Raw genomic sequence first — 20094 nt, forward strand, 5'->3', positions numbered from 1 at the left:
CACGGTGCCTGTTGCTCCCACAAAGGATGTGACCATGTCAGAAACTTCCAGCCCCCCTGCCGAACCCGTGCTGTCCAACGCTCAGGATGCCCTGCTCACCCAACTGGTCGCCGGTCCCTCAATCAGGGAAGTCGCCACCCGCGCCCTGCAACCAGCGCTGAAAGCGCTGTACCCGCAATTGCAGATCGACCCCCGACTGGCGATGGTGATAACACCGCGATGGACCTTGCGCGACCAGCGCGTCGTGCCCGGGCCCACGCATGTCGAATCGCTGACCGACGCCTTGGTACACCATGGTGTTGCCAATACCCCGGTGACCTACCTGGATGGCGAGCACTACCTCACCTTGCAACCACTGGACGAGAGGCCGGTGCAACTGCCGGTCAACATCGAAGCCATCGCCAGGCTGCTCAACGAAATCGCGCCGCTGCTGTTTATCGCGTTCCAGGAACAGCAGGTCGAGTACTGGAACCAGTTCACCCGCGCCTCGTCCCCGCGCTGGCAAGAGTTGGCCCAGTCCCTGCGCGATCTGTGGAACGTCGAAACCAATCCTGAGTGGGACGACGACCAGCGCGCCATGGCCCGAGGTCTCTTCACTGATCCGCAGAAAAGTACCCGCAGCGCCAATGACCGCTATCAGTCGCGCGCCTGCCTGATCGATCTGGACACCACGCATAACGGGACTTCGAAACACATCGACGTGCTCGACATGGCGGTACTGGTCGGCAGCCTCGGCAGCCGCACGCTGATACTCACGCACACCCTCATTCACGGCTTTCAGGCCTTCGACTCGCTGCAGGAACTGGGGGCGTCACTGCAGGCGCAGATCGACGGACCTCCGCCTGCGAATCTGCTATGGCGGCTGATCGAACCGGATGGCAACTACTTCGATCACCTGGCCTGCAATCTGATTGCGCTGCAGGCCGAAGCGATTGGCGCACTGGCCACGCAGCCCGCAGCGACGAACCTGGCACCGCACATCAGCCGCACCACCAACGAGCTCGACCCGACAGACAGACAATCCTCCTCACGCTTCAACCAGGTCGAGCAGGCATTGCCGCAGTGGATGCTCGACGCCTCGCCCAGCGACTTGACTGCCTACAGCCGTCACCTGATGGATCTTGCGCAGGTGCAAAGCCAGAACGCCGAGCAATCCTTTGACGACGGCATCAAACCGATCCGCGAATATGCGCTGGAGCAACTGCACGCGGCCATGCTTCAGGAGCACGCGGATGCCGCACAACTGAACCTGGCCGATATTCAGATCGTGGTCGAGAGCGTGGTGGTCTGGGGCAGTTATACGCCGTTGCTGGAGCCCGAGCGCAACACCTTCAGCCTGGCCGACCTGGCGCTGCAAAACCTGATCGCGCTGCCGCTGGGCAACAAGACCGTGCGCAGTATCGGCAGCACCGTGGTGCCGGAGTGGATGACGGCCAATTACCTGCAGGCATTGATCGTCAGCGTCGACATCGGTCAGCACTATCCCGCGCTGATCAAACGCACGCTGCACGATGATCCGCTGGAAAGCCTGCGGCGGCAGAACCTGTTTACCAGTCGGCTGCGCGTCGAATTGCCGTTGCTGGCCCTGCAACAGAAAATCCGCGCGCAGGCCGGGATTGACGCGTTGGGCTATCGCTATGTCGCAGCCGCGGTTCAGGTCCTCGATGCCAACCGTTGGGTGGACGGTCAGGAGATCGTCATTCGGCCGCTGGCCTTCAATCCCTCGTGGCGCCCGGGCACAACCACGGACGAAGTCGTCAACATGTTCGTGATTGGTCCGCGGCAGATGGACAAGGGACCGTGCCTGCTTTACCGGCCACTGCTCGATCACTCGCTGGCCCAATACCCGTCGCCGGCCAACCTGGTGTATGCCATCAAACACTCTTCGAAACTGCGCCAATCGGTACTCGCCTGGTTGCCGGACCGTGTGCGGGCCAATTACGCCAACTACGTGTTCAGCGACGATCGGCCGTCGGTATGGACACTTTCACAATTGCTCGCCGATCCACTGACCTCCCTGCAAATGAGCGGCACACTGGCGTTGGGTACTCGGGTCGGCGCCGAGGATTACCTGACGTCCCTGTTCAAGGCCAGCGTCAGCGCCATGGTCGAACTGGCCGATCGGCAATCGCTGTCCAATGCCGAAAGTCGCTGGGAAAGCTTCAAGCGCACCGGCTGGTTGCTCCTCAACACGGCGCTGCCCTTTCTCGGTCGAACAGTCGGCACGGCCGCCTGGATCTGGCAGGTCCTGGACGATCTGCAACAAACCCTGGATGCCGCCGAAACCGGCGACACCGGGCAACAGAAAACCGCGATGACCGACCTGTTGCTGACCCTGTCCATGGTCCTCGCGCATCACGCCAGCACGCGCAACTCGCCGTCCCGCCACATGGCTGAAAAAGCGCCGGCGCCCCTTGCAGTCGAAACCAAGGAGCCCGCGCCACAGCCGTTGGTGAACATCGTTCAACGGCCTGATGTGATCGGCGAGCCCCCAGCGCGGCACCCGGTGGCGTTGCTGACCGACGCCGCCCTGAGCCTGGCCAAGACACTCGATCGCTTCGCGATCACTCGCCCCGAATCACTCATCCCGCCAGCCAGCGAAACCGGACCTTATCGCCACTTGTATCGCCAGGGCACCCGTTATTACGCACAGGTGGCTGAACGCTGGTTCGAGGTGACGGTCGGGGACGAGAGCGAAGTATCGATCTTCGACTCACGCGAGCAACCAGGACGCGAAGGACCTGCATTGATCGGCAATCGGCGCGGCGAATGGTTCGTCGATACGCGCCTGCGCCTGCGTGGCGGCGGTCTGTCGAGTCGACGCAAAGCCAAAAAACAGAAAAACCTCGAGCACATCGCCGAGCTCAGGAAACAACTGGCCGAATTCGATACCGAGCGCGAGCAGGCACGCAAAGAGCTGACAGCCGCGCACATCGCCATGAGGGCGGCCAGCGACGACACCCGGCCTGCCGAACAAGCGAAGTTTCTCGAGGCGCTGGAGCGCCGCACCGGGGAATACGTCATCCCCATCGACCAGCTCAAATCACTGAATCTGCTGGAGGCGGTTCCCAACTATCGCAGCGCCATGACCGAGATGCTCGGGACCCAGTTGTTTTTCAACCAGACCTGGCTCGATCAACGCAATCCCGCCTTCACTCAAACCCTCAAGGACACCCTGGTGCTGCTTGACGCCGAAGAGACGGCTGAAGGTTCCGGTGATCCTGCGACCTACCGCCAAATGTTCGATCTGACCGAGGAAGTGATCAACAAAGTCGAATTTGCTCAGTCGCGTTTTCAGGAAATGAGCCGACTGGGCAAAAGTGCCGCCGAAATCGCCAATACCTACCGTGCAAAATTGCCCGCGTTCAGCCTCAACGATCTCAAGGCACTGCAGGTTTCGCTGGGGCGCGATATCTGCCTGAAAGAGCAGGCCTCTGTTGCGCTGAGTCAGGCCAAGGGCGAGCTGCTTCAGCTGCTCGAAACGGCCGACCTGATCATCCAGACCTCGCAGGAACTGATGCTCGAACACCCGAACCTGGATGCCAACGAGCGAATCGAGGGCCTCAATGACATGCTCGAACAGTTTGCCGCCATCGACCAGACGCTTGAAGACTTCAGTCTCAACCATCAGGAGGTACTCCTCGATCAGCCGTTCGGACACTTGCGCTCACGCATCAGCGAATTCCAGCAGCAAACCGAAGAACACCTGGCGAACCTGCTGCTCGAACACCGGCCGGTGGAACCTCGCCCCGGCCCCTCGAGGTCCGCACCACCGTCACGCAAACGAGTGATCAAAACCCGCTTCAAGGGCACGGTGGTCGGTGAATTACGCCCAACGGCACCGGGGCAGCCGACTCTGCTGGACGTCAAAGCACCGTTGACCGGCAACGTGATCGCCACCTTTCATGAGAAAACCCCCGGCGTCTGGCTCGAGCGCGTTCAACCCCGACGTCGCCGCCCGAGCGCTCCGGCCCCGGACCTCGCGACCCAGATCACTCAAGGGCAGACGCTGCTCGACGGCGTGGAAAGCTTCGTGCGGAAAACCGAAGCGCATGCAAAAAAGCCCGGTCGTATCCCGGTGGAGATCGAGGAATTGTTCCAGCACAGGGCCGAGCAACTCGATGAGAGCGCCAGGAGCCTGGAGCAGGCCCGGCTGCGAGCGAACAGCATCGAGGAGCCTCCAGCGCTGATCGCGCAATTGCAGGAGGCGCGAAATCGTTTGTACGCCGAGGGTTACCGGGTACGGGTCGAGATGATCAAGCAACAGCCGCCCACTGCCGCCCGTGTCGAATGGCTATTGAGCAAGGATGAAATCGAGATTGTGGCGGGCGCTGATCGACGCCGCCTCAAAGGGCCGCGTCGGGATTACCTGCAGGAATACGAAATTCGCGAGCGGCGCACCGGGAAGACCTTGTGGTACGCCCACTTCCATTACGCCAGCCTCGACGCACCAGTCGATGCGTTCACCGCCGCCCACTTGAAACTGCAGGATCAACGACTGACCGGCACCTTCGATCTGAATGCCGCCAGCAGCAGCCCACAAGTGATCGCCATCTATCGCAGCGCCATCAGCCCACAGCTGGCGCGCTCGCTGTTTTTCTCATAAGCCCCGAACGTCAAAAAGGAAAATGACGATGACCGAGCACTCAGATGACACCGAAACCCAGGCTTTGCTGCAAAAGAGCCAGATCGTCCATCAGACCAGTCGTGGACCGACGATCGATGAAGTTGCCGCCAGCATACTGCGCCGGGCGCTGAAGCAGCTGTATCCGCACAAGGACATCGACCCTGACCAGGCGATGATCGGCACACCGCACTGGCAATGGCTCGACGGCGAGCCGGCCGCTCTGCCCACCCGGTTTGAATCGCTGACCCAGGCGCTGATCCGGCAATTTTTCAACAGCTCCCACGCCAACTACCTTGAGGGCCAACACTTTCTCACCTTGAATCCCCAGGCCTCGCCCGTGGTGCATCTGGACATCGATATCGAAGCCATTGCCGCGTTGCTGAACGACTACGCGCCTCTGCTGTTCATGGCCTTTGCAGAGCACCAACTGGGTTACTGGAACAGCACCCGGCACCAGATGCCGCACTGGCAGGAGCTATCCGATGCACTGCGCAAGGCGCTGAACGTTCGCAGCGCGCACGGCTGGGACGATGAACAGTGCCGAATCGCCCGGGCAGTCTCGCTGCACCCCGACAAGCAGGAGCGCCGCAACCATGACCAGACACTCTCGGCCATCCAGGTCTGCCTGATCGACATTGACGCTGTCGACGCCCAAGGCCACCGCCAGCACCTGACTCTGGGCGGGGCAGCCGTACTGACCGGCCGCTATGGGCTGCGTAATGTGGTGATGATGTACACCGTAGAAGACGGTTATGAATCGTTCGACTCCTTGGAGCAGTTGGGCGCGTCGTTGCCGCAACGTATCGACTTGCAGCCAGACGGACAGAACCTGCAGTGGCAATTGTTCGAACCGGCGGGCAATTTTTTCGACCACATGGCCTGGGCACTGATCGCCAATCAGCTCGATGCCATCCGGGCGATCACCCAGCAAAGTCTCGACACCGATGCCGAGGACGGCAGCAACTTCCCGCCGCTGATCGAGCAAGCCAGTGAGTCGCAGAAAAAAGCCCTGATTAGCCTGGACGATTCAATCCCCGAATGGCTGATCGGCGCTACGGCGTCCGACCTTGATCAGTACAGTCAATCGATCAACGCGCTGGGTCTGCTGTACCGCCAGGCAGACCCGGCACTGAAACCGGTTCTACCGATCAACACCTATGCACAGAACCGTATGCGTGAAGCGATCATCGCTGATCATGCGACGGCTGCCGGATTGCCACTGGACCGCCTGCATATCAACATCACCAACAGCTTCGAATCCGGCGGCTTGACCCTGCCCAACCCGCATGACACCCATACCGAAACCCTGGGTGAGTACGCCTTGCAGAACAACGCGCCGTATCGGGCCTCGCTGCAATTCAGCCCGCCACAAGCGCTGCCGTCATGGCTGACCGTCGCCTATCTGACGAAGATGGCAAGCCAGGTCAACATCGGTGAGGTGTACCCCGAACTGATCAAGAACAGCCTGATCGACGACCCGCTCCAGGCCCCTTTGCAACAACGTTTTTACATCAGTCAACTGCGTGCGCTACTGCCGTTGATTGCACTGGAGTGCAAGCTCCGTCGCCTCGGTGGTGTGGATGAACAAGGCTATCGCCGTGTCCTCGATTGGCTGAAACCGGCACCCGCTCAGCCGCCAACCGTGGTCATTCGTCCGCTGACCTTCGTCCATGCCGGGGAAACCCAGGGCGACACGGTCACCAACATGTTCATCATTGCCGCGCATCGGCCAGACGCCGGGCCATGCCTGTTGTATCGCCCGTTACTTGATCAGCCGTTGCTGCAATTCCCTTCCGCGCAAAACCTGCTGTACGCCTTGCATCAGCCAGGCGAACTGAGGGATTCGGTGCTGGCCTGGCTGCCAGACTCGGACACCAGTTTCAAATATGCCCAATACACCTTCCCCACTGGCCTGCCCAGCCCATGGCTGGGCGCGCAATTACTTTCCGAACCCTGGACTTCAGTGAACTGGGCCGGGCCGGTCAGGCTCTCCTCCAGAACGCTGAGCGGCGATGTGTTCCCGGTCCTGTTCAAGACCCATGCGCTGGCGATGGCCGAACTCGCTGACCGCCAGTCGCTGTCCAACGCGCAACGTCGCTGGACCTTGTTGCGTGATAGCGGCTGGGCGCTGTTCAACGTTGCCGCGAATTTCCTCTGCGGCCCGGCAGGCGCGGCGATCTGGGTCTGGCAAAGCATCAGTGAGGTCGACCAGGTGGTGGACGCCCATCAACGTGGGGATACGCAGGCTCAGTGGGGCGCCGTTGCCGACATGCTGCTGAACCTGGGGATGATCCTCGCCCATCATGCCGCCGTACGCCGCAAAACCGGCTCCCGCACGGTGCCGCGCAATGACAGGGGACTGTTGCCCCAACCTCAACTGCCCCCGGTGATAAAGCCTGCACTACCCAAGGTCACCCACCTCCCGACCTTGTTGCGCGACGAGTTGCCCTCCAGCCACTACACCTCGCTTGAGGCCAGCGGCTCGGTGCCTCGTCGCTCGCCTGCGGCATTGACCACGTTTCTGAACAGCCTGGCCGTACCGGCCCCGGATCTCACCGCAACGGCCATCGAAACCCTGCTGCGCGACAAGGCCAGCTTGTATCGCCTCGATTCCCGGACCTATGCGCAGGTAGGCGAACGCTGGTTTGAAGTGACGGAAAACGATGACCAGCAGGTCCAGATCGTCTATCCCGACGCGCCCTCGAAAACCGGGCCGTTATTGATTCACAACGCGCAGGGCCAGTGGTTCGTGGACACGCGCTTGCGCCTGCGCGGCGGTGCTGGCGGCACCAGCCTGCAAAGCCAGCTCAAGGCTCAGCGCAAGGAAAAGGAACTGCAAAGGCAACAACTGGGCACCGCTCTGCAGACATTCAGAAGCCGGGAAGCGGCCGGCCATGCCGAGCTGGAGAAAGCCCAGAAAGCCTTGCTCGGCAACACCGGGCATGCCTACGAAGAGGCAACCCGACGCTACCTCGAACAGGTCGAAAAGCAGATCGACGATTACCACGAGGCCTTGAAAACGCTTGGGCGGTGGCGCCTCAAGGGTGGGAGCGACGGCTATTTCATTGAGCTGCAACGCATGACCACGTTGCTGCAAAAAAACCTCAGCCTGTGGTTCGTCCTCAAACGGAACGCGTATTCGATACTGACCCGCAACCTGGCAGATAACCGCGTGATCGAATCAGAGCCGGCCCGGCACAGTTACGTCGAAGAAGTGCGCCAGGCCCTGGCCTTGAGCCAGGACATGATCGAGCGCCTGCAACTGTCGCAGACCTCGCTGGAGCCCCTCGACGCTAGCGGCAGCGCGGGCATGACCACCGCGCAGCGCTTGCGAAACCTGCTCCCGACATTCACCCCGTGGGACTTGAAATCCAATGCCATCGGCATGTCCCATGAGGTGTGCATGCGCGACACCGCCACCGAGGCGGCCCGCGAAGCGACCGGCCTGTTGATTATCGAAGCGGCAACCGCCACCCATCGGCATGCCGCCCTGATCAGAAGACCTGAAAACGCCGAATCCGCCGCTCAGCGCATCGATTGGCTGAGTCGGCTGCTCGATATCTATGTCGATGCCGACCAGCGTCTTGGCGACTTGCCAGGCGAACATCCCGGCATGGTCGAACCGGACGAACTGGCGCGGATAAGCGCCTTGATCGGCGAATTCAGGCAGCGCGCCCAGGAGCAGTTGAGCGACCTGCTGCCGGGAACCGGCACCAGCTCCCCGCCGCCCGCCGCCAAACCCGCCGTTGCCGGGCCTTCCCGACTGGTTGCCAAGGTCACCAAGAGCCGGCCACGCGACCCTGCGCCCGGCAAACCTTCGACCGCCGCTGAGTCGCCCCTGGAAGAAATGCTTCCCGTCAGACCCAAACCCTCGCCAGCGATGCAACTGGACGACATCGACATCATTGCCAACGCCCTGACGCAAAACGAGGACGTGCATGGATTCATTGAGCGAACTCGTCGCGACGCACTGAGGCCCAACCGGATTCCGGCGGACATGCAGGACCTGTTCGACCATCAGGCCCGCCGACTGGAGCAAAGCGCGATCAGTGTCGAGCAGGCCCGGGCGCGCTTGCTCGCCTCAGGCGGGACGCGACTTCCGGTGGGCGACCTGAGCGCCGAACTCAACAGCGCCGCCGTCCGCCTGCGCGCTCAAGGTGTCGCGGTGCGGGCCAGCCTGCTCAAGCAACGCCAGCCTCGACAGGCCTATGTGCAATGGCTGCTGGACAATCACCAGGTACGGATCGTCAGAAACGCCCAAGGCCGGATCAAGACCCAAAAGCGCAAGGATTACTTCCAGGAATATCAGGTGCTCGACATCACTGAGCAGGACCAACCGCTGTGGGTGGCACACTTTCACTATGACTCGCCTGAAGCACCGCCGGAGCAGTTCACGGCGGCGCACCTGAAAATCGCCGATGCACACCTCAAGAGCCTGAACGCAGAACGGCGTCAGGCGCTGACCAGCCTGACGCCGCTCGACTATGTACTGCGCCGGATTGGCGACCCGAGCCCGTTCCTGCAACTGGAAGCGCGACCTTGACCGGCGTCCGCTTCAGCGGTTGTGCCATACCGTACGCAATCGTTTGAGGGCCGCCTCGATCTCACGTTCGGGCACCGCAGCAAAACCCAGCACCAGACCGGCTCGTTGATCGACCGGGGTGCTGGAGTCCGGTAACCAATAGCTGCTCAACCCGTTGATCTCGACGTCGACGCTAAGCGCCAGATCGATCAGTTCGGTTTCGCGCGCCACGCTCTCGACCGGCACGGTCAGGTGCAGCCCGGCGGCGACACCGGGCAACGGGCCGACGCCCGCAATAGCCTGCGGCCAGCCATCGAGCAAAACATTACGCCGACTCAGCGCCGCGCGGCGCATGCGGCGGATGTGCCGCTGGAAGTGCCCGGCGGCCATGAACTCGGCCATCACCGCCTGGGTGCTGACTTCGGAATGGCGCACATCCACCGCGCGTCGCTGGGCAAAGGCATCGACCAACCCTGGCGGCAGCACCAGATACCCCAAGCGCAACGCCGGGAACGCGACCTTGCCGAACGTGCCGACATACAGCACCCGCCCCTGTCGATCAAGCGCGGCCAACGGCGCCAGCGGAGCCCCGCTGTAGCGGTACTCGCCATCGTAATCATCCTCGACGATCCAACCTTGCGTGCGCTCGGCCCACGCCAGCAGTTCGAGCCGCCGCGCCAGACTCATCACCACCCCCGTGGGGTACTGGTGGGAAGGCGTGACATAGGTCAGACGGCAATCGGCAAGTCCCGCCAATTGCTGGCAGTCGATGCCCTCACTGTCCACCGCCACCCCGTGCAACCGGGCACCGGCCACGGCGAAGGCATGACCGGCCGCGCGGTAGCCTGGATTCTCGATTGCCACGCCGTCCCCCGGCTCCACCAGCAACTGTGCACAAAGGCTGATCCCCTGCTGCGCGCCGCTGGTGATCACAATTTGCTCAGCCGTGCACTGCATGCCACGGGAGCTGCGCAAATAGGCCGCGATCATCCCGCGCAACCGTGCATCGCCGGCCGGGTCGCCATAACACAGCTGCTGCAAATCCGGTTTGCGCCAAAAAGCCGCATTCAGCTTGGCCCAGACGTCGAAAGGGAACAGATCGAAGGCCGGCACACCGACCCGAAAAGCCCGCGGCGGACCACTGGGAGGATGCGCCAAATGATTGTTTTTGACTCGAGTCAGCGGGTCGCTGTGGATAACTTTGCTGGATGGATCCACAGGTAAATCCAGCCAATTTGTGGATAAGGCTGTGGGTAAGCCTGTTGAAAACCCTGTGGATACTTTTGTGGATAGTTTTTTCGCCGGCAACACCGTTTGGGGCAATTGCGCAACGTAAGTGCCATCACCCACCCGCCCTTCAATGAACCCTTCGGCGTACAACTGATCGTAGGCGCGCACCACGCTGTTGCGCGAGATGGCCAGCGCCGCCGCCAGATCGCGACTGGCCGGCAACCGCGTACCGCTGGCCAGACGCCCGTCCAGCACACGCAGCCGCAGCGCTTGATACAACTGGCGACTCAAGCCCTGACGGCGGTCGAGTTCGATTCCCGCCGGATTGAACGGCATGGACAGTGTGGGCGATTCGGGCATGGCAATGGACCTATGAAATTGGTCATCAATGGCTCTTACAACAGACCAATAGCCTGCCTAGGATGCAGGCATTCGCCAAGGAAAATATCTCCATGTACACGCCGCGCGCCTTTGCCATCGATGAGCTGTCCCAACTGCACGAGTTGATCCTCGCCACCCGCCTCGCCATCCTCGTGACGCACGGTGAAAATGGTCTGCAAGCCAGCCATGTGCCAGTGCTGTTGCATTGCGAACAAGGCGAGTACGGCACGCTGTACGGACACTTGGCCAAGGCCAATCCACAGTGGAAAGATCTACGCGACGGCGCCGAAGCCCTGTTGATTTTTGCCGGCCCGGACGCCTACGTCAGCCCGGGCTTTTACCCCAGCAAGGCCGAACACGGCAAAGTCGTGCCGACCTGGAACTACGTCGCCGTGCACGCCTACGGCCACGCCGAAACCTTCAGCGATGGCGGTCGTCTGCTCGATATCGTCAGTACCCTCACCGACCGCCACGAAGCCGGCCGCGCAAAGCCCTGGTCGGTCGACGATGCCCCTGCCGACTATATCGACGGCATGCTCAAGGCCATCGTCGGTTTTGCCATTCCCATCGACCGCCTCGAAGGCAAGCGCAAGCTCAGTCAGAACCGCAGCGCCGAAGACATCGCCGGCGTGCGCGACGCTCTGGCCGCCAGTCCCGAAATCAATGATCAAACCCTCGCCCAATTGATGCGCTAAGGAAATCACCATGAGTCAGATCGACATCCGCCAGGTCAGCACCGCCGACCACGCCGCATGGCTGCCGCTGTGGCAGGCCTACCTGGGTTTCTACAACAGCGAACTGCCGGACGCGGTGACCGACAGCACCTGGCAGCGCTTTCTCGACCCGAGCGAACCGACCCACGCGGCCTTGGCCTGGGCCGATGGCAAAGCAGTAGGCATGGTGCATTACATCTATCATCGCTCGAACTGGAGCATCGAAAACTCCTGCTACTTGCAGGATTTGCTGGTGGCTGCGCAAACCCGTGGTACCGGCGTGGGCCGTCTGCTGATCGAACACGTTTACGCTACGGCCAAGGCTGACGGCTGCTGCAAAGTGCATTGGCTGACCCACGAAACCAATGCCACTGCGATCCAGCTCTACGAGCGCATCGCCGAGCGCCCGGGATTCATCCAGTTTCGCAAAGCCATTTAAGGAGCCACGTACATGACCACTTCACTTGCCGACTGGAAAGGCGTGCCCGCCCCCACCGCCATCTTGCTCGAAGGCCGCTTCATTCGTCTGGAAAGACTCGACCCGGCACGCCATGGCGACCAACTGTTCGCCGCACTCGAAGGTCCCGGTGCCGATCCGAAACTCTGGGATTACTTGCCTTATGGCCCGTTCCCGCAACGCAGTGCCTTCAACGATTGGCTGAACAACCACGCCGCCAGCAGTGACCCGTATTTCTTCAGCGTCATCGACCGTACCACCGGTCAGGTGCAAGGCATCCTCAGCCTGATGTCGATCGTCCCGGCGCAAGGCCGCATCGAAATCGGCCACGTCACCTTCGGCGCGCCGATGCAGCGCTCACCGAAAAGCACCGAGGCGGTGTACCTGCTTGCCAAGTACGCCTTCGAACTGGGCTACCGGCGCCTGGAGTGGAAATGCAACAACGGCAATGCCCGCTCCAAATATGCCGCCGAGCGTCTGGGCTTCAGCTTCGAAGGCGTGTTCCGCCAGCACATGGTGGTCAAGGGCCAGAACCGCGATACCGCGTGGTACTCGATTCTGGATTCGGAGTGGCCGGCGATAGCGCCGGGGTTCGAGCAATGGCTGAGCGATGAGAACCAGACGCCGACGGGGCAGGTGAAGGGGTTGGTCGAATGCCGTTCCTGAGTGTTTAAAGCAAACAGCCAGCAAACCTTCGCCGTGGGCTGATCGGGCAGTGGCTGATGGGTTTCTGATCATTACCAGCGGCTAGCGGCAGCACAACTTGTAGGAAAGGGCGACAGACCGGCAGGATGCAATCGGTACTTCTGCGCCGGGCTGCCCTTTTCCGCCGATCAAACCGACGTAGCCCGCAGCACCGTGCGATCCAGCTGACATCGGCGTCTGCCGGCGCAGACTTAGAGTTTGGCCTCCTTCCACCCGAGGCTGAACTCGATGCCCGTTCAATTCCACTATCGACCCAAACACCTGACACTGGCCATTGCCCTGGCACTGGGATGTGCTGATCTGTCCATGGCCCAGGAGGCACCGCTCGACTTTCAAGACACCTCGTCCGCCCCCCCAAAAACACTCAAATCACAGATCGATACCTTCGCCAGTCATCCAGATACCGTTCAACTCAAGGTCAACAAGGCTTACAAAGCGCAGGATGGCGTGGCTCTGGCGCTCGACGGGCGCAATGACCTCGTCACCGTTCAAACCCGAGGCAGTTTCGCCGGTCTGATTGACGGAGGCGACGGTGACAACCTGCTGCAACTCGACGCAGACAAGAAAGGGACGCTGGGTGAAACCCGTAACTTCAGCGCACTGGAGGTCAGGCGCGGGAGCTGGATACGCAGTGGGCCGGGAGACTTCAGCCTCGGTGTACTGGTTCATCCGAAGGCCTTGCTGGTCAATGACGGGCATATTCTTGGCACGGCAATGACCGAGGGCATCTTGATCAACAAAGGTGCAATCAGCGGCGGCGCTACTGTCCAGTCAGGAGGCGACCTGACCAACCAGGGCCTCATTGACGGCGTTGTGAATGTTCAGGAGAACGGTCACTTTGCCGGCAGTGGCGCGATGAACCATCTGAACGTGGACGGACGCATGAGCGTCGACGATGTGTACGGCGCGCCCAACGTCTCGGGAGACCTGAGCCTTTCTCGCACCGCCGTACTGGCTTATGCCGTGGATGCCTCCGGCAATAGCCCGACCGTCTTCGTCAAAGGCACTGCCCATCTGGGCGACGCCACCCTGAAACTGGTGACCACCGGCGATTATCCGCAAAGCAGCCAGCACACCATTCTTGAGGCGGGAAAGGTTGAGGGACAGTTCGGCACTGTCGAAAACGATCTGGCGTTCATGACTCCCACGCTGCATTACGAAGCACAACGCGTAGGTCTGCTGTACGCCCGTAACGACATACCACTTGAAAGCCTCGCGACCACGGAGAATAGCCAGGCGCTCGCTCAAAGCATCGACGAACCCTCCTCCTCACCTCAGCAACCTCAGCAACCTCAGCAACCTCAGCAACCTCAGCAACCTCAGCAACCTCAGCAACCTCAAAAGCCTGAGCCCTCTGGCGAGTCTGCGAAAGCCATTGGTTCTTCCGTTGCTCCCAGCATGGCTGTCACTGCCCTGCTGGGTGCCGACAAGCCAACAGCTAACATGGCACTGGAACAGTTGGCCGCCGGCAGCAACGCCAACCTCGCCAAAGCCACATTGAGCAGCGTCAGTCCGGTCAGCGCCAGCATGCTCTCGGCGATGCACCAGCTGGACAAACGCACGCCTGCGCAGGGGACGGGAAATGCGCCGCGCCTGGCGGCGGGCGATGGCGGATCCGCACGGGTCTGGCTGCAAGCGCTGGGGCATGGCGGCAAGGTCGACCGTGACGTCGACAGTGCGTTGAAACACTCCACACAAGGCCTGGTCCTGGGTGCCGACTGGCAACTCGCCGAGCAATGGCATGTCGGCCTGATGGGCGCAAAAGCGCTAACCCGCTTCGATGCCCGGCAGTTCGATGGCGACCTCGACAGCTGGCACCTCGGTGCCTACGCCCTGCGCCAGGATGGACCGCTCGCCCTGCGGCTGGGGGCCTCCTACGGCAGGCACGATGGCAGCGGCAAACGGCATGTCGACTTCAATGGTTTCAGCGACCGGCTCAAGAGTAACTACGACGCCAATACCCAGCAGCTGTTTGCCGAAGTCGGCTACAACCTGGGCCGTGGCAACGTCAGCATCGAACCGTTCGCCAGCGTTGGTTATCAGCGTTACCAGCGAGACGGATACACCGAAAAAGGTGGCGATGCGGCGCTGAGCGTTGAGGGGCAGACCCGAGCGAACCCAAGCAGCACCGTTGGCCTGCGTCTGGCGAAAACCAGTCACCTGTCCAATGGCATGCAACTCACGCCGCGTCTCAGCGCCAGCGTGAAGCACACCTACGGCGAGCTCGACAACGACACGCGTCAGCAATTGGTGAGGGGCGGGAAAAGCTTTGAGGTGACCGGTGCCGAGATGGATCGCAACAGCGCACTGCTCAATGCCGGTCTCGACCTCAGCCTGTCCGCGCGCAATACCCTGGGCGTCGGCATCACTGGCGAGGCCGGCAGCGACAGCCGCAGCTACGGCGTGATGGGCCAGTGGCGCATGGCCTTCTGATGCGTTGAGCCCCCTGTAGGAGTGAGCCTGCTCGCGATAGCGGTAGATCAGTCGACCTGTGTAGAGACCGATACCCTGCTATCGCGAGCAGGCTCACTCCTGCAGAGGGCCTCGCAGGCAAAAAAAAAGGGGAGCACATGCCCCCCCGAGGTTTAAAACGCTGGATCGCGGCAGTTATCTCAGCCTTCGATCTCGATCAGGATTTCACCCGGATTCACCCGGTCGCCTTTGGCGACATGAATCGCGGTGACCTTGCCGGCAATGGCTGCCTGGACTTCGGTTTCCATCTTCATCGCTTCGGTGATCAGCACGGCCTGACCGGCCTTGACCGTGTCGCCCTCCTTGACCAGCACATCGACGATGTTGCCTGGCATGGTGGTGCTGACGTGACCCGGTGCCGACGCTTGCTTGCGTTTGCTGCTGCCACCGCTGACAAATTCGTTGAGCGGTTCGAACACCACTTCTTCCGGCATGCCGTCGATGGACAGGTAGAAGTGACGCTTGCCTTCAGCCTTGACGCCCACACCGGTGATATCGACGCGGTAGGTTTCGCCGTGGACGTCGATGACGAACTCGGTCGGAACGCCTTCGCCGCCCGCCTTCGTCACACCACCCGCTTCAGGAATCGGCAGCAACACTTCCGGTGTCAGAGTGCCGGCGGCACGTTCTTCAAGGAACTTGCGGCCGATGTCCGGGAACATCGCAAAGGTCAGAACGTCTTCTTCAGACTTGGCCAGCGCGCCGATGTCGGCACGCAGCTTGGTCATTTCCGGCTTGAGCAGATCGGCCGGCCGCACGTCGATGACCTCTTCGCTGCCAATCGCCTGGCGACGCAGTTTTTCGTTCACTACGCCCGGCGCCTTGCCGTAACCGCCCTGCAAGTACAGCTTCACTTCGTTGGTGATGGTCTTGTAGCGCTCGCCGGCCAGCACGTTGAAGAACGCCTGAGTGCCGACGATCTGCGAAGTCGGGGTCACCAGCGGCGGGAAGCCGAGGTCTTCACGCACGCGCGGGATTTCCGCGAGGACTTCACCCATGCGGTTGAGAGCACCCTGCTCTTTCAACTGGTTGGCGAGGTTGGAGATCATCCCGCCCGGCACCTGGTTGACTTGTACGCGGGTGTCGACCGCAGTGAATTCGCTTTCGAACTGGTGGTACTTCTTGCGCACGGCGTAGAAGTACAGACCGATCTCTTGCAGCAGTTCGAGGTTCAGACCGGTGTCGAACTCGGTGCCCTTGAGCGCCGCGACCATCGACTCGGTGCCTGGGTGGCTGGTGCCCGAAGCGAAGCTGGAGATCGCGGTGTCGATGTGGTCGGCGCCGTTTTCGATGGCCTTGAGCTGGCACATGGTCGCCAGACCGGCAGTGTCGTGCGAGTGGATGAATACCGGCAGCGACTGCTCGGCCTTCAGTGCGCGAACCAGTTCGCCAGTGGCGTACGGGGTCAGCAGACCCGCCATGTCCTTGATCGCTACCGAGTCGCAGCCCATGGCTTCCATCTGCTTGGCCTGGGTGACGAAAGCGTCGATGGTGTGCACCGGGCTGGTGGTGTAGGCGATGGTGCCTTGGGCGTGTTTGCCGGCAGCCTTCACTGCTTCGATGGCCACGCGCAGGTTACGCACGTCGTTCATCGCGTCGAAGATGCGGAACACGTCGATGCCATTGACTGCAGCTTTGGCGACGAAGGCTTTGACCACATCGTCGCTGTAGTGGCGGTAGCCCAGCAGATTCTGCCCGCGCAGTAGCATTTGCAGGCGGGTGTTAGGCAACGCCGCGCGCAGTTGACGCAGGCGCTCCCACGGGTCTTCTTTCAGAAAGCGCACGCAGGCATCGAACGTCGCGCCGCCCCAGCACTCCAGCGACCAGTAGCCGACTTTGTCGAGCTTGTCGCAGATCGGCAGCATGTCCTCGGTACGCATGCGGGTAGCGAGCAGCGATTGGTGAGCGTCGCGCAGGATGGTATCGGTAACGAAGATCTTCTTAGTCATTGGTATCTCCTCATAGCGGCAAGCTTCAAGTTACGAGCTGCAAGAAAAAGCCGAGTCGCTCTCACTTGAAGCTTGTGGCTGACAGCTCGCAGCTGGATTTATAGGCCTGCGTGGGCGGCGATGGCGGCGGCGATGGCCAGGGCCAGCTCTTCGGGTTTGCGCTTGATCGAGTAGTTGGTCAGTTCAGGATGGCTTTCAACGAAGCTGGTATTGAACTGGCCGCTACGGAATTCCGGATTGCGCAGGATTTCCTGGTAATACGCGGCGGTGGTCTTCACGCCTTGCAGACGCATGTCGTCGAGGGCGCGCAGCCCACGGTCCATCGCCTCTTCCCAGGTCAGTGCCCAGACAACCAGCTTCAGGCACATCGAATCGTAGAACGGCGGAATGGTGTAACCGGTGTAGATCGCCGTGTCGGTGCGCACACCCGGACCGCCGGGGGCGTAGTAACGGGTGATCTTGCCGAAGCTCGGCAGAAAGTTGTTCTTCGGGTCTTCGGCGTTGATGCGGAACTGCAACGCGAAACCACGGTGCTGAATGTCTTCCTGCTTGACCGACAACGGCAGGCCGGAGGCGATACGGATCTGTTCGCGGACGATGTCGATCCCGGTGATTTCTTCGGTGATGGTGTGTTCCACCTGCACCCGCGTGTTCATCTCCATGAAGTACACCTCGCCCTCGGCGAGCAGGAACTCCACGGTGCCGGCGTTCTCGTAACCCACGGCCTTGGCTGCGCGCACCGACAGGTCACCGATATAGGCGCGCTGTTCCGGAGTCAGTTGCGGGCTCGGGGCGATCTCGATCAACTTCTGGTTGCGACGCTGGATCGAGCAGTCACGCTCGAACAGGTGCACCACGTTGCCAAAGCTGTCGCCGAGGATCTGCGCTTCGATGTGTTTCGGGTTAACGATGCATTTTTCCAGGAACACTTCGGCCGAACCGAAAGCCTTGGTGGCCTCGGAGATGACGCGAGGGAAATTCTGTTCAAGCTCTTCGCGGCTGTTGCAGCGACGGATGCCACGACCGCCGCCACCGGAGGTGGCCTTGAGCATCACCGGGTAACCGATGCGGTCGCCCTCGGCCAAGGCTTCTTCGATGTCGGCAACGTTGCCTTCGGTGCCCGGTGTCACCGGTACACCGGCCTTGATCATGCTGCGCCGGGCTTCGGTCTTGTCGCCCATGCGGCGAATGACTTCTGCCGACGGGCCGATGAATTTGATTCCGCGTTCGGCGCAGATGTCTGCCAGCTCAGCGTTTTCCGAAAGGAAGCCATAACCGGGGTGCAGTGCATCGCAACCGGTTTCCACCGCCAGGTTCACCAGCTTGCGCGGGTTCAGGTAACCGGCCAGTGGCTCGGCACCGATGCTGTGGGCTTCGTCCGCGCGCTTTACATGCAAGGCATGGCGGTCGGCGTCGGAAAAAATCGCAACCGAGCGAATGCCCATTTCGGCGCAGGCTCGCACGATTCGTACGGCAATCTCACCACGGTTGGCGATCAGGATCTTTGTTATCACTTGGAGGTTCCCTTGAGCCGGTGGCACCACGACCTGCTAGACCCAGGTCGACGCGTGACTAAATGTTTCAATTTAGTCGCAGCCCCACACTAGCGCTCGCAAGGGATTAACAAAAATGAATAAAAATTGGGTCAGGCATAAGCAAAGACTTATAGTTAAACCATCAGCCCGCCGTCAGAGCCCATAAGAAATGCGTAAGTCCTTGATGCGTATGACATTACGCCAATTGCAGATTTTCAACGAAGTGTGTGATTTGCGCTCCTACAGCCGCGCAGCCGATGAAATGTCTCTCACACAACCGGCCGTCAGCCTACAGATTCGTCAGCTCGAAGAGCTGATCGGCCAGCCATTATTCGATTATGTCGGCAAAAAACTCTACATGACCGAGGCTGCCGAAGCCCTGCAGCGGGCCAGCCGAGATATCTTCGGCCGCCTGGAAAACCTCGACATGCAGCTGTCGGACATGCAGGGCTCGCTGCAAGGCCAACTGAAGCTGGCAGTGGAATCCAGCGCCAAGTACTTCGTGCCACACCTGTTCGCCGCCTTCAAGCGCCAGCACCCGGAAGTGAACCTGCAACTGACGGTGGTCAACCGTGGCCAGGTGATCCGCCGCCTCTCGGACAACCGCGACGATCTGGTGATCATGTCGATGGTGCCGCAGGACATGGGCCTGGAGTTTCTGCCGTTTCTGAACAATCCGATTGTCGCCGTGGCGCGCCCGGACCATCCGTTGGCACACATGGGGCCGCTGCGCCTGCAGGATCTTGAGCCCTACACGCTGCTGATCCGCGAGCCGGGTTCAGGCACGCGACTGGCCTGCGAGGAATACTTCAAAGAGAAACGCGTGCACTTCACCCAGACTCAGGAAGTGGCCTCGGCCGAAGCCCAGCGCGAATGCGTGGTGGCGGGTCTGGGACTGGCGCTGTTGACGCGCCACGCCCTGAACCTGGAGCTGGCGACCGGCGGCCTGGTCGAGCTGCCGGTCGAAGAATTGCCGCTGTTTCGCAGCTGGTGCCTAGTGCAGGCCAAGGCCAAACGGCTGTCACCGGTGGCGCACGCCTTCCTGGCGTTTATCCGCAGCGAACGGGTGCAGATCAGCGCGCTGGTTGAGCGCTTCGACGGGAAGCTGCCGGTGCGGCCTGCCAGTAGTTGAGTTCGATGTCCTCAGGAAAATCGCTGATTTCGCTCTGAAGCTGACGGAGTTCGAAGCGATCTTCGATCGCGCGACGGAATTCCATGCGGCGTTGGTCTTCCTGTTGACGACGGGTTTTCGCGGCGCTGTTGCGTTCTTCGTAGGGCTGAGCCATTTCGAGTCTCCCAAGGCGAGTACGGGAGTTTCACGATAGGCGCCGGGGATGACGGTTTGGCTGCGCGGGGATGACAGTGCGATGAAGGTTTCATAGAGCTGTGGTGTTTTCGAGGCCGCCTTCGCGAGCAAGCCCGCTCCCACAGAGGATCTACGGTGACCACAAATTCTGTGTCTATCGAGATCAACTATGGGAGCGGGCTTGCTCGCGAACAAGG

Annotated in this window: 11 protein-coding genes; 7 read left to right on the forward strand and 4 right to left on the reverse strand. The window is 61.2% G+C overall.

The annotated features are described in order from the left end of the window. Nucleotides 1-34: 34 nt before the first annotated feature. On the forward strand, nt 35-4606 hold the full coding sequence (locus AC0J41_RS26270; protein ID WP_473013974.1) for a hypothetical protein: 4572 nt from the start codon (nt 35-37) through the stop codon (nt 4604-4606). Between the two features lie 28 nt (nt 4607-4634). Then, nucleotides 4635-9170 (forward strand): hypothetical protein, encoded by a 4536-nt coding sequence (locus AC0J41_RS26275; RefSeq protein WP_473013975.1) that lies wholly within the window; start codon nt 4635-4637, stop codon nt 9168-9170. Between the two features lie 12 nt (nt 9171-9182). Here the strand turns inward: AC0J41_RS26275 and pdxR are convergent, their stop codons facing one another. After that, the gene (pdxR, locus tag AC0J41_RS26280) at nt 9183-10739 is read right to left on the reverse strand and encodes a MocR-like pyridoxine biosynthesis transcription factor PdxR (RefSeq protein ID WP_473013976.1); all 1557 of its coding nucleotides are present in this window, start codon (nt 10737-10739) and stop codon (nt 9183-9185) included. 92 nt (nt 10740-10831) lie between these two features. On the opposite strand from pdxR, the gene AC0J41_RS26285 reads away from it, so the two are divergent. From AC0J41_RS26285 to AC0J41_RS26300, 4 genes are all read left to right on the forward strand, one after another. Further along, entirely contained in the window at nt 10832-11455 is a 624-nt protein-coding gene (locus AC0J41_RS26285) for an FMN-binding negative transcriptional regulator (RefSeq protein ID WP_025112642.1), read from the forward strand. Nucleotides 11456-11465: 10 nt separating this feature from the next. Then, nucleotides 11466-11912 carry a GNAT family N-acetyltransferase gene (locus tag AC0J41_RS26290; RefSeq protein WP_473013977.1) on the forward strand — a complete coding sequence of 149 codons (447 nt, stop codon included), beginning with the start codon at nt 11466-11468 and terminating at the stop codon, nt 11910-11912. A gap of 12 nt (nt 11913-11924) precedes the next feature. Next, nucleotides 11925-12596: a GNAT family N-acetyltransferase gene (locus AC0J41_RS26295; protein WP_473013978.1), complete on the forward strand. Its 672-nt coding sequence runs from the start codon at nt 11925-11927 to the stop codon at nt 12594-12596. 267 nt (nt 12597-12863) lie between these two features. Beyond that, the gene (locus AC0J41_RS26300) at nt 12864-15068 is read left to right on the forward strand and encodes an autotransporter outer membrane beta-barrel domain-containing protein (RefSeq protein WP_473013979.1); all 2205 of its coding nucleotides are present in this window, start codon (nt 12864-12866) and stop codon (nt 15066-15068) included. A 179-nt stretch (nt 15069-15247) separates the two neighbouring features. Here the strand turns inward: AC0J41_RS26300 and oadA are convergent, their stop codons facing one another. Together oadA and AC0J41_RS26310 are read right to left on the reverse strand one after the other, a co-directional pair. Beyond that, complete coding sequence (gene oadA / locus AC0J41_RS26305) at nt 15248-17056, reverse strand: sodium-extruding oxaloacetate decarboxylase subunit alpha (protein WP_473013980.1); 1809 nt, start codon at nt 17054-17056, stop codon at nt 15248-15250. A 98-nt stretch (nt 17057-17154) separates the two neighbouring features. Next, nucleotides 17155-18570, reverse strand: coding sequence for an acetyl-CoA carboxylase biotin carboxylase subunit (locus tag AC0J41_RS26310; RefSeq protein WP_025112637.1), 1416 nt, complete (start codon nt 18568-18570; stop codon nt 17155-17157). Between the two features lie 190 nt (nt 18571-18760). Here AC0J41_RS26310 and AC0J41_RS26315 point away from each other — a divergent pair, with 190 nt between their 5' ends. Further along, the gene (locus AC0J41_RS26315) at nt 18761-19723 is read left to right on the forward strand and encodes a LysR family transcriptional regulator (RefSeq protein WP_041073865.1); all 963 of its coding nucleotides are present in this window, start codon (nt 18761-18763) and stop codon (nt 19721-19723) included. Here the strand turns inward: AC0J41_RS26315 and AC0J41_RS26320 are convergent. After that, the gene (locus tag AC0J41_RS26320; protein ID WP_007962241.1) at nt 19665-19877 is read right to left on the reverse strand and encodes a PA3496 family putative envelope integrity protein; all 213 of its coding nucleotides are present in this window, start codon (nt 19875-19877) and stop codon (nt 19665-19667) included. The two genes, AC0J41_RS26315 and AC0J41_RS26320, sit on opposite strands and share 59 nt — an antisense overlap. Nucleotides 19878-20094: the final 217 nt, after the last annotated feature.

The sequence above is a fragment of the Pseudomonas sp. Arb-4-2C genome, from assembly GCF_055755015.1.

Excerpts from the sequence above, each read along its gene's own strand:
- AC0J41_RS26270 (WP_473013974.1), top strand. The coding sequence starts at position 35 with ATGTCAGAAACTTCCAGCCCCCCTGCCGAACCCGTGCTGTCCAACGCT.
- AC0J41_RS26300 (WP_473013979.1), top strand. The coding sequence starts at position 12,864 with ATGCCCGTTCAATTCCACTATCGACCCAAACACCTGACACTGGCCATT.
- AC0J41_RS26315 (WP_041073865.1), top strand. The coding sequence starts at position 18,761 with ATGCGTAAGTCCTTGATGCGTATGACATTACGCCAATTGCAGATTTTC.
- pdxR (WP_473013976.1), bottom strand. The coding sequence starts at position 10,739 with ATGCCCGAATCGCCCACACTGTCCATGCCGTTCAATCCGGCGGGAATC.
- AC0J41_RS26275 (WP_473013975.1), top strand. The coding sequence starts at position 4,635 with ATGACCGAGCACTCAGATGACACCGAAACCCAGGCTTTGCTGCAAAAG.
- oadA (WP_473013980.1), bottom strand. The coding sequence starts at position 17,056 with ATGACTAAGAAGATCTTCGTTACCGATACCATCCTGCGCGACGCTCAC.
- AC0J41_RS26285 (WP_025112642.1), top strand. The coding sequence starts at position 10,832 with ATGTACACGCCGCGCGCCTTTGCCATCGATGAGCTGTCCCAACTGCAC.
- AC0J41_RS26295 (WP_473013978.1), top strand. The coding sequence starts at position 11,925 with ATGACCACTTCACTTGCCGACTGGAAAGGCGTGCCCGCCCCCACCGCC.
- AC0J41_RS26290 (WP_473013977.1), top strand. The coding sequence starts at position 11,466 with ATGAGTCAGATCGACATCCGCCAGGTCAGCACCGCCGACCACGCCGCA.
- AC0J41_RS26320 (WP_007962241.1), bottom strand. The coding sequence starts at position 19,877 with ATGGCTCAGCCCTACGAAGAACGCAACAGCGCCGCGAAAACCCGTCGT.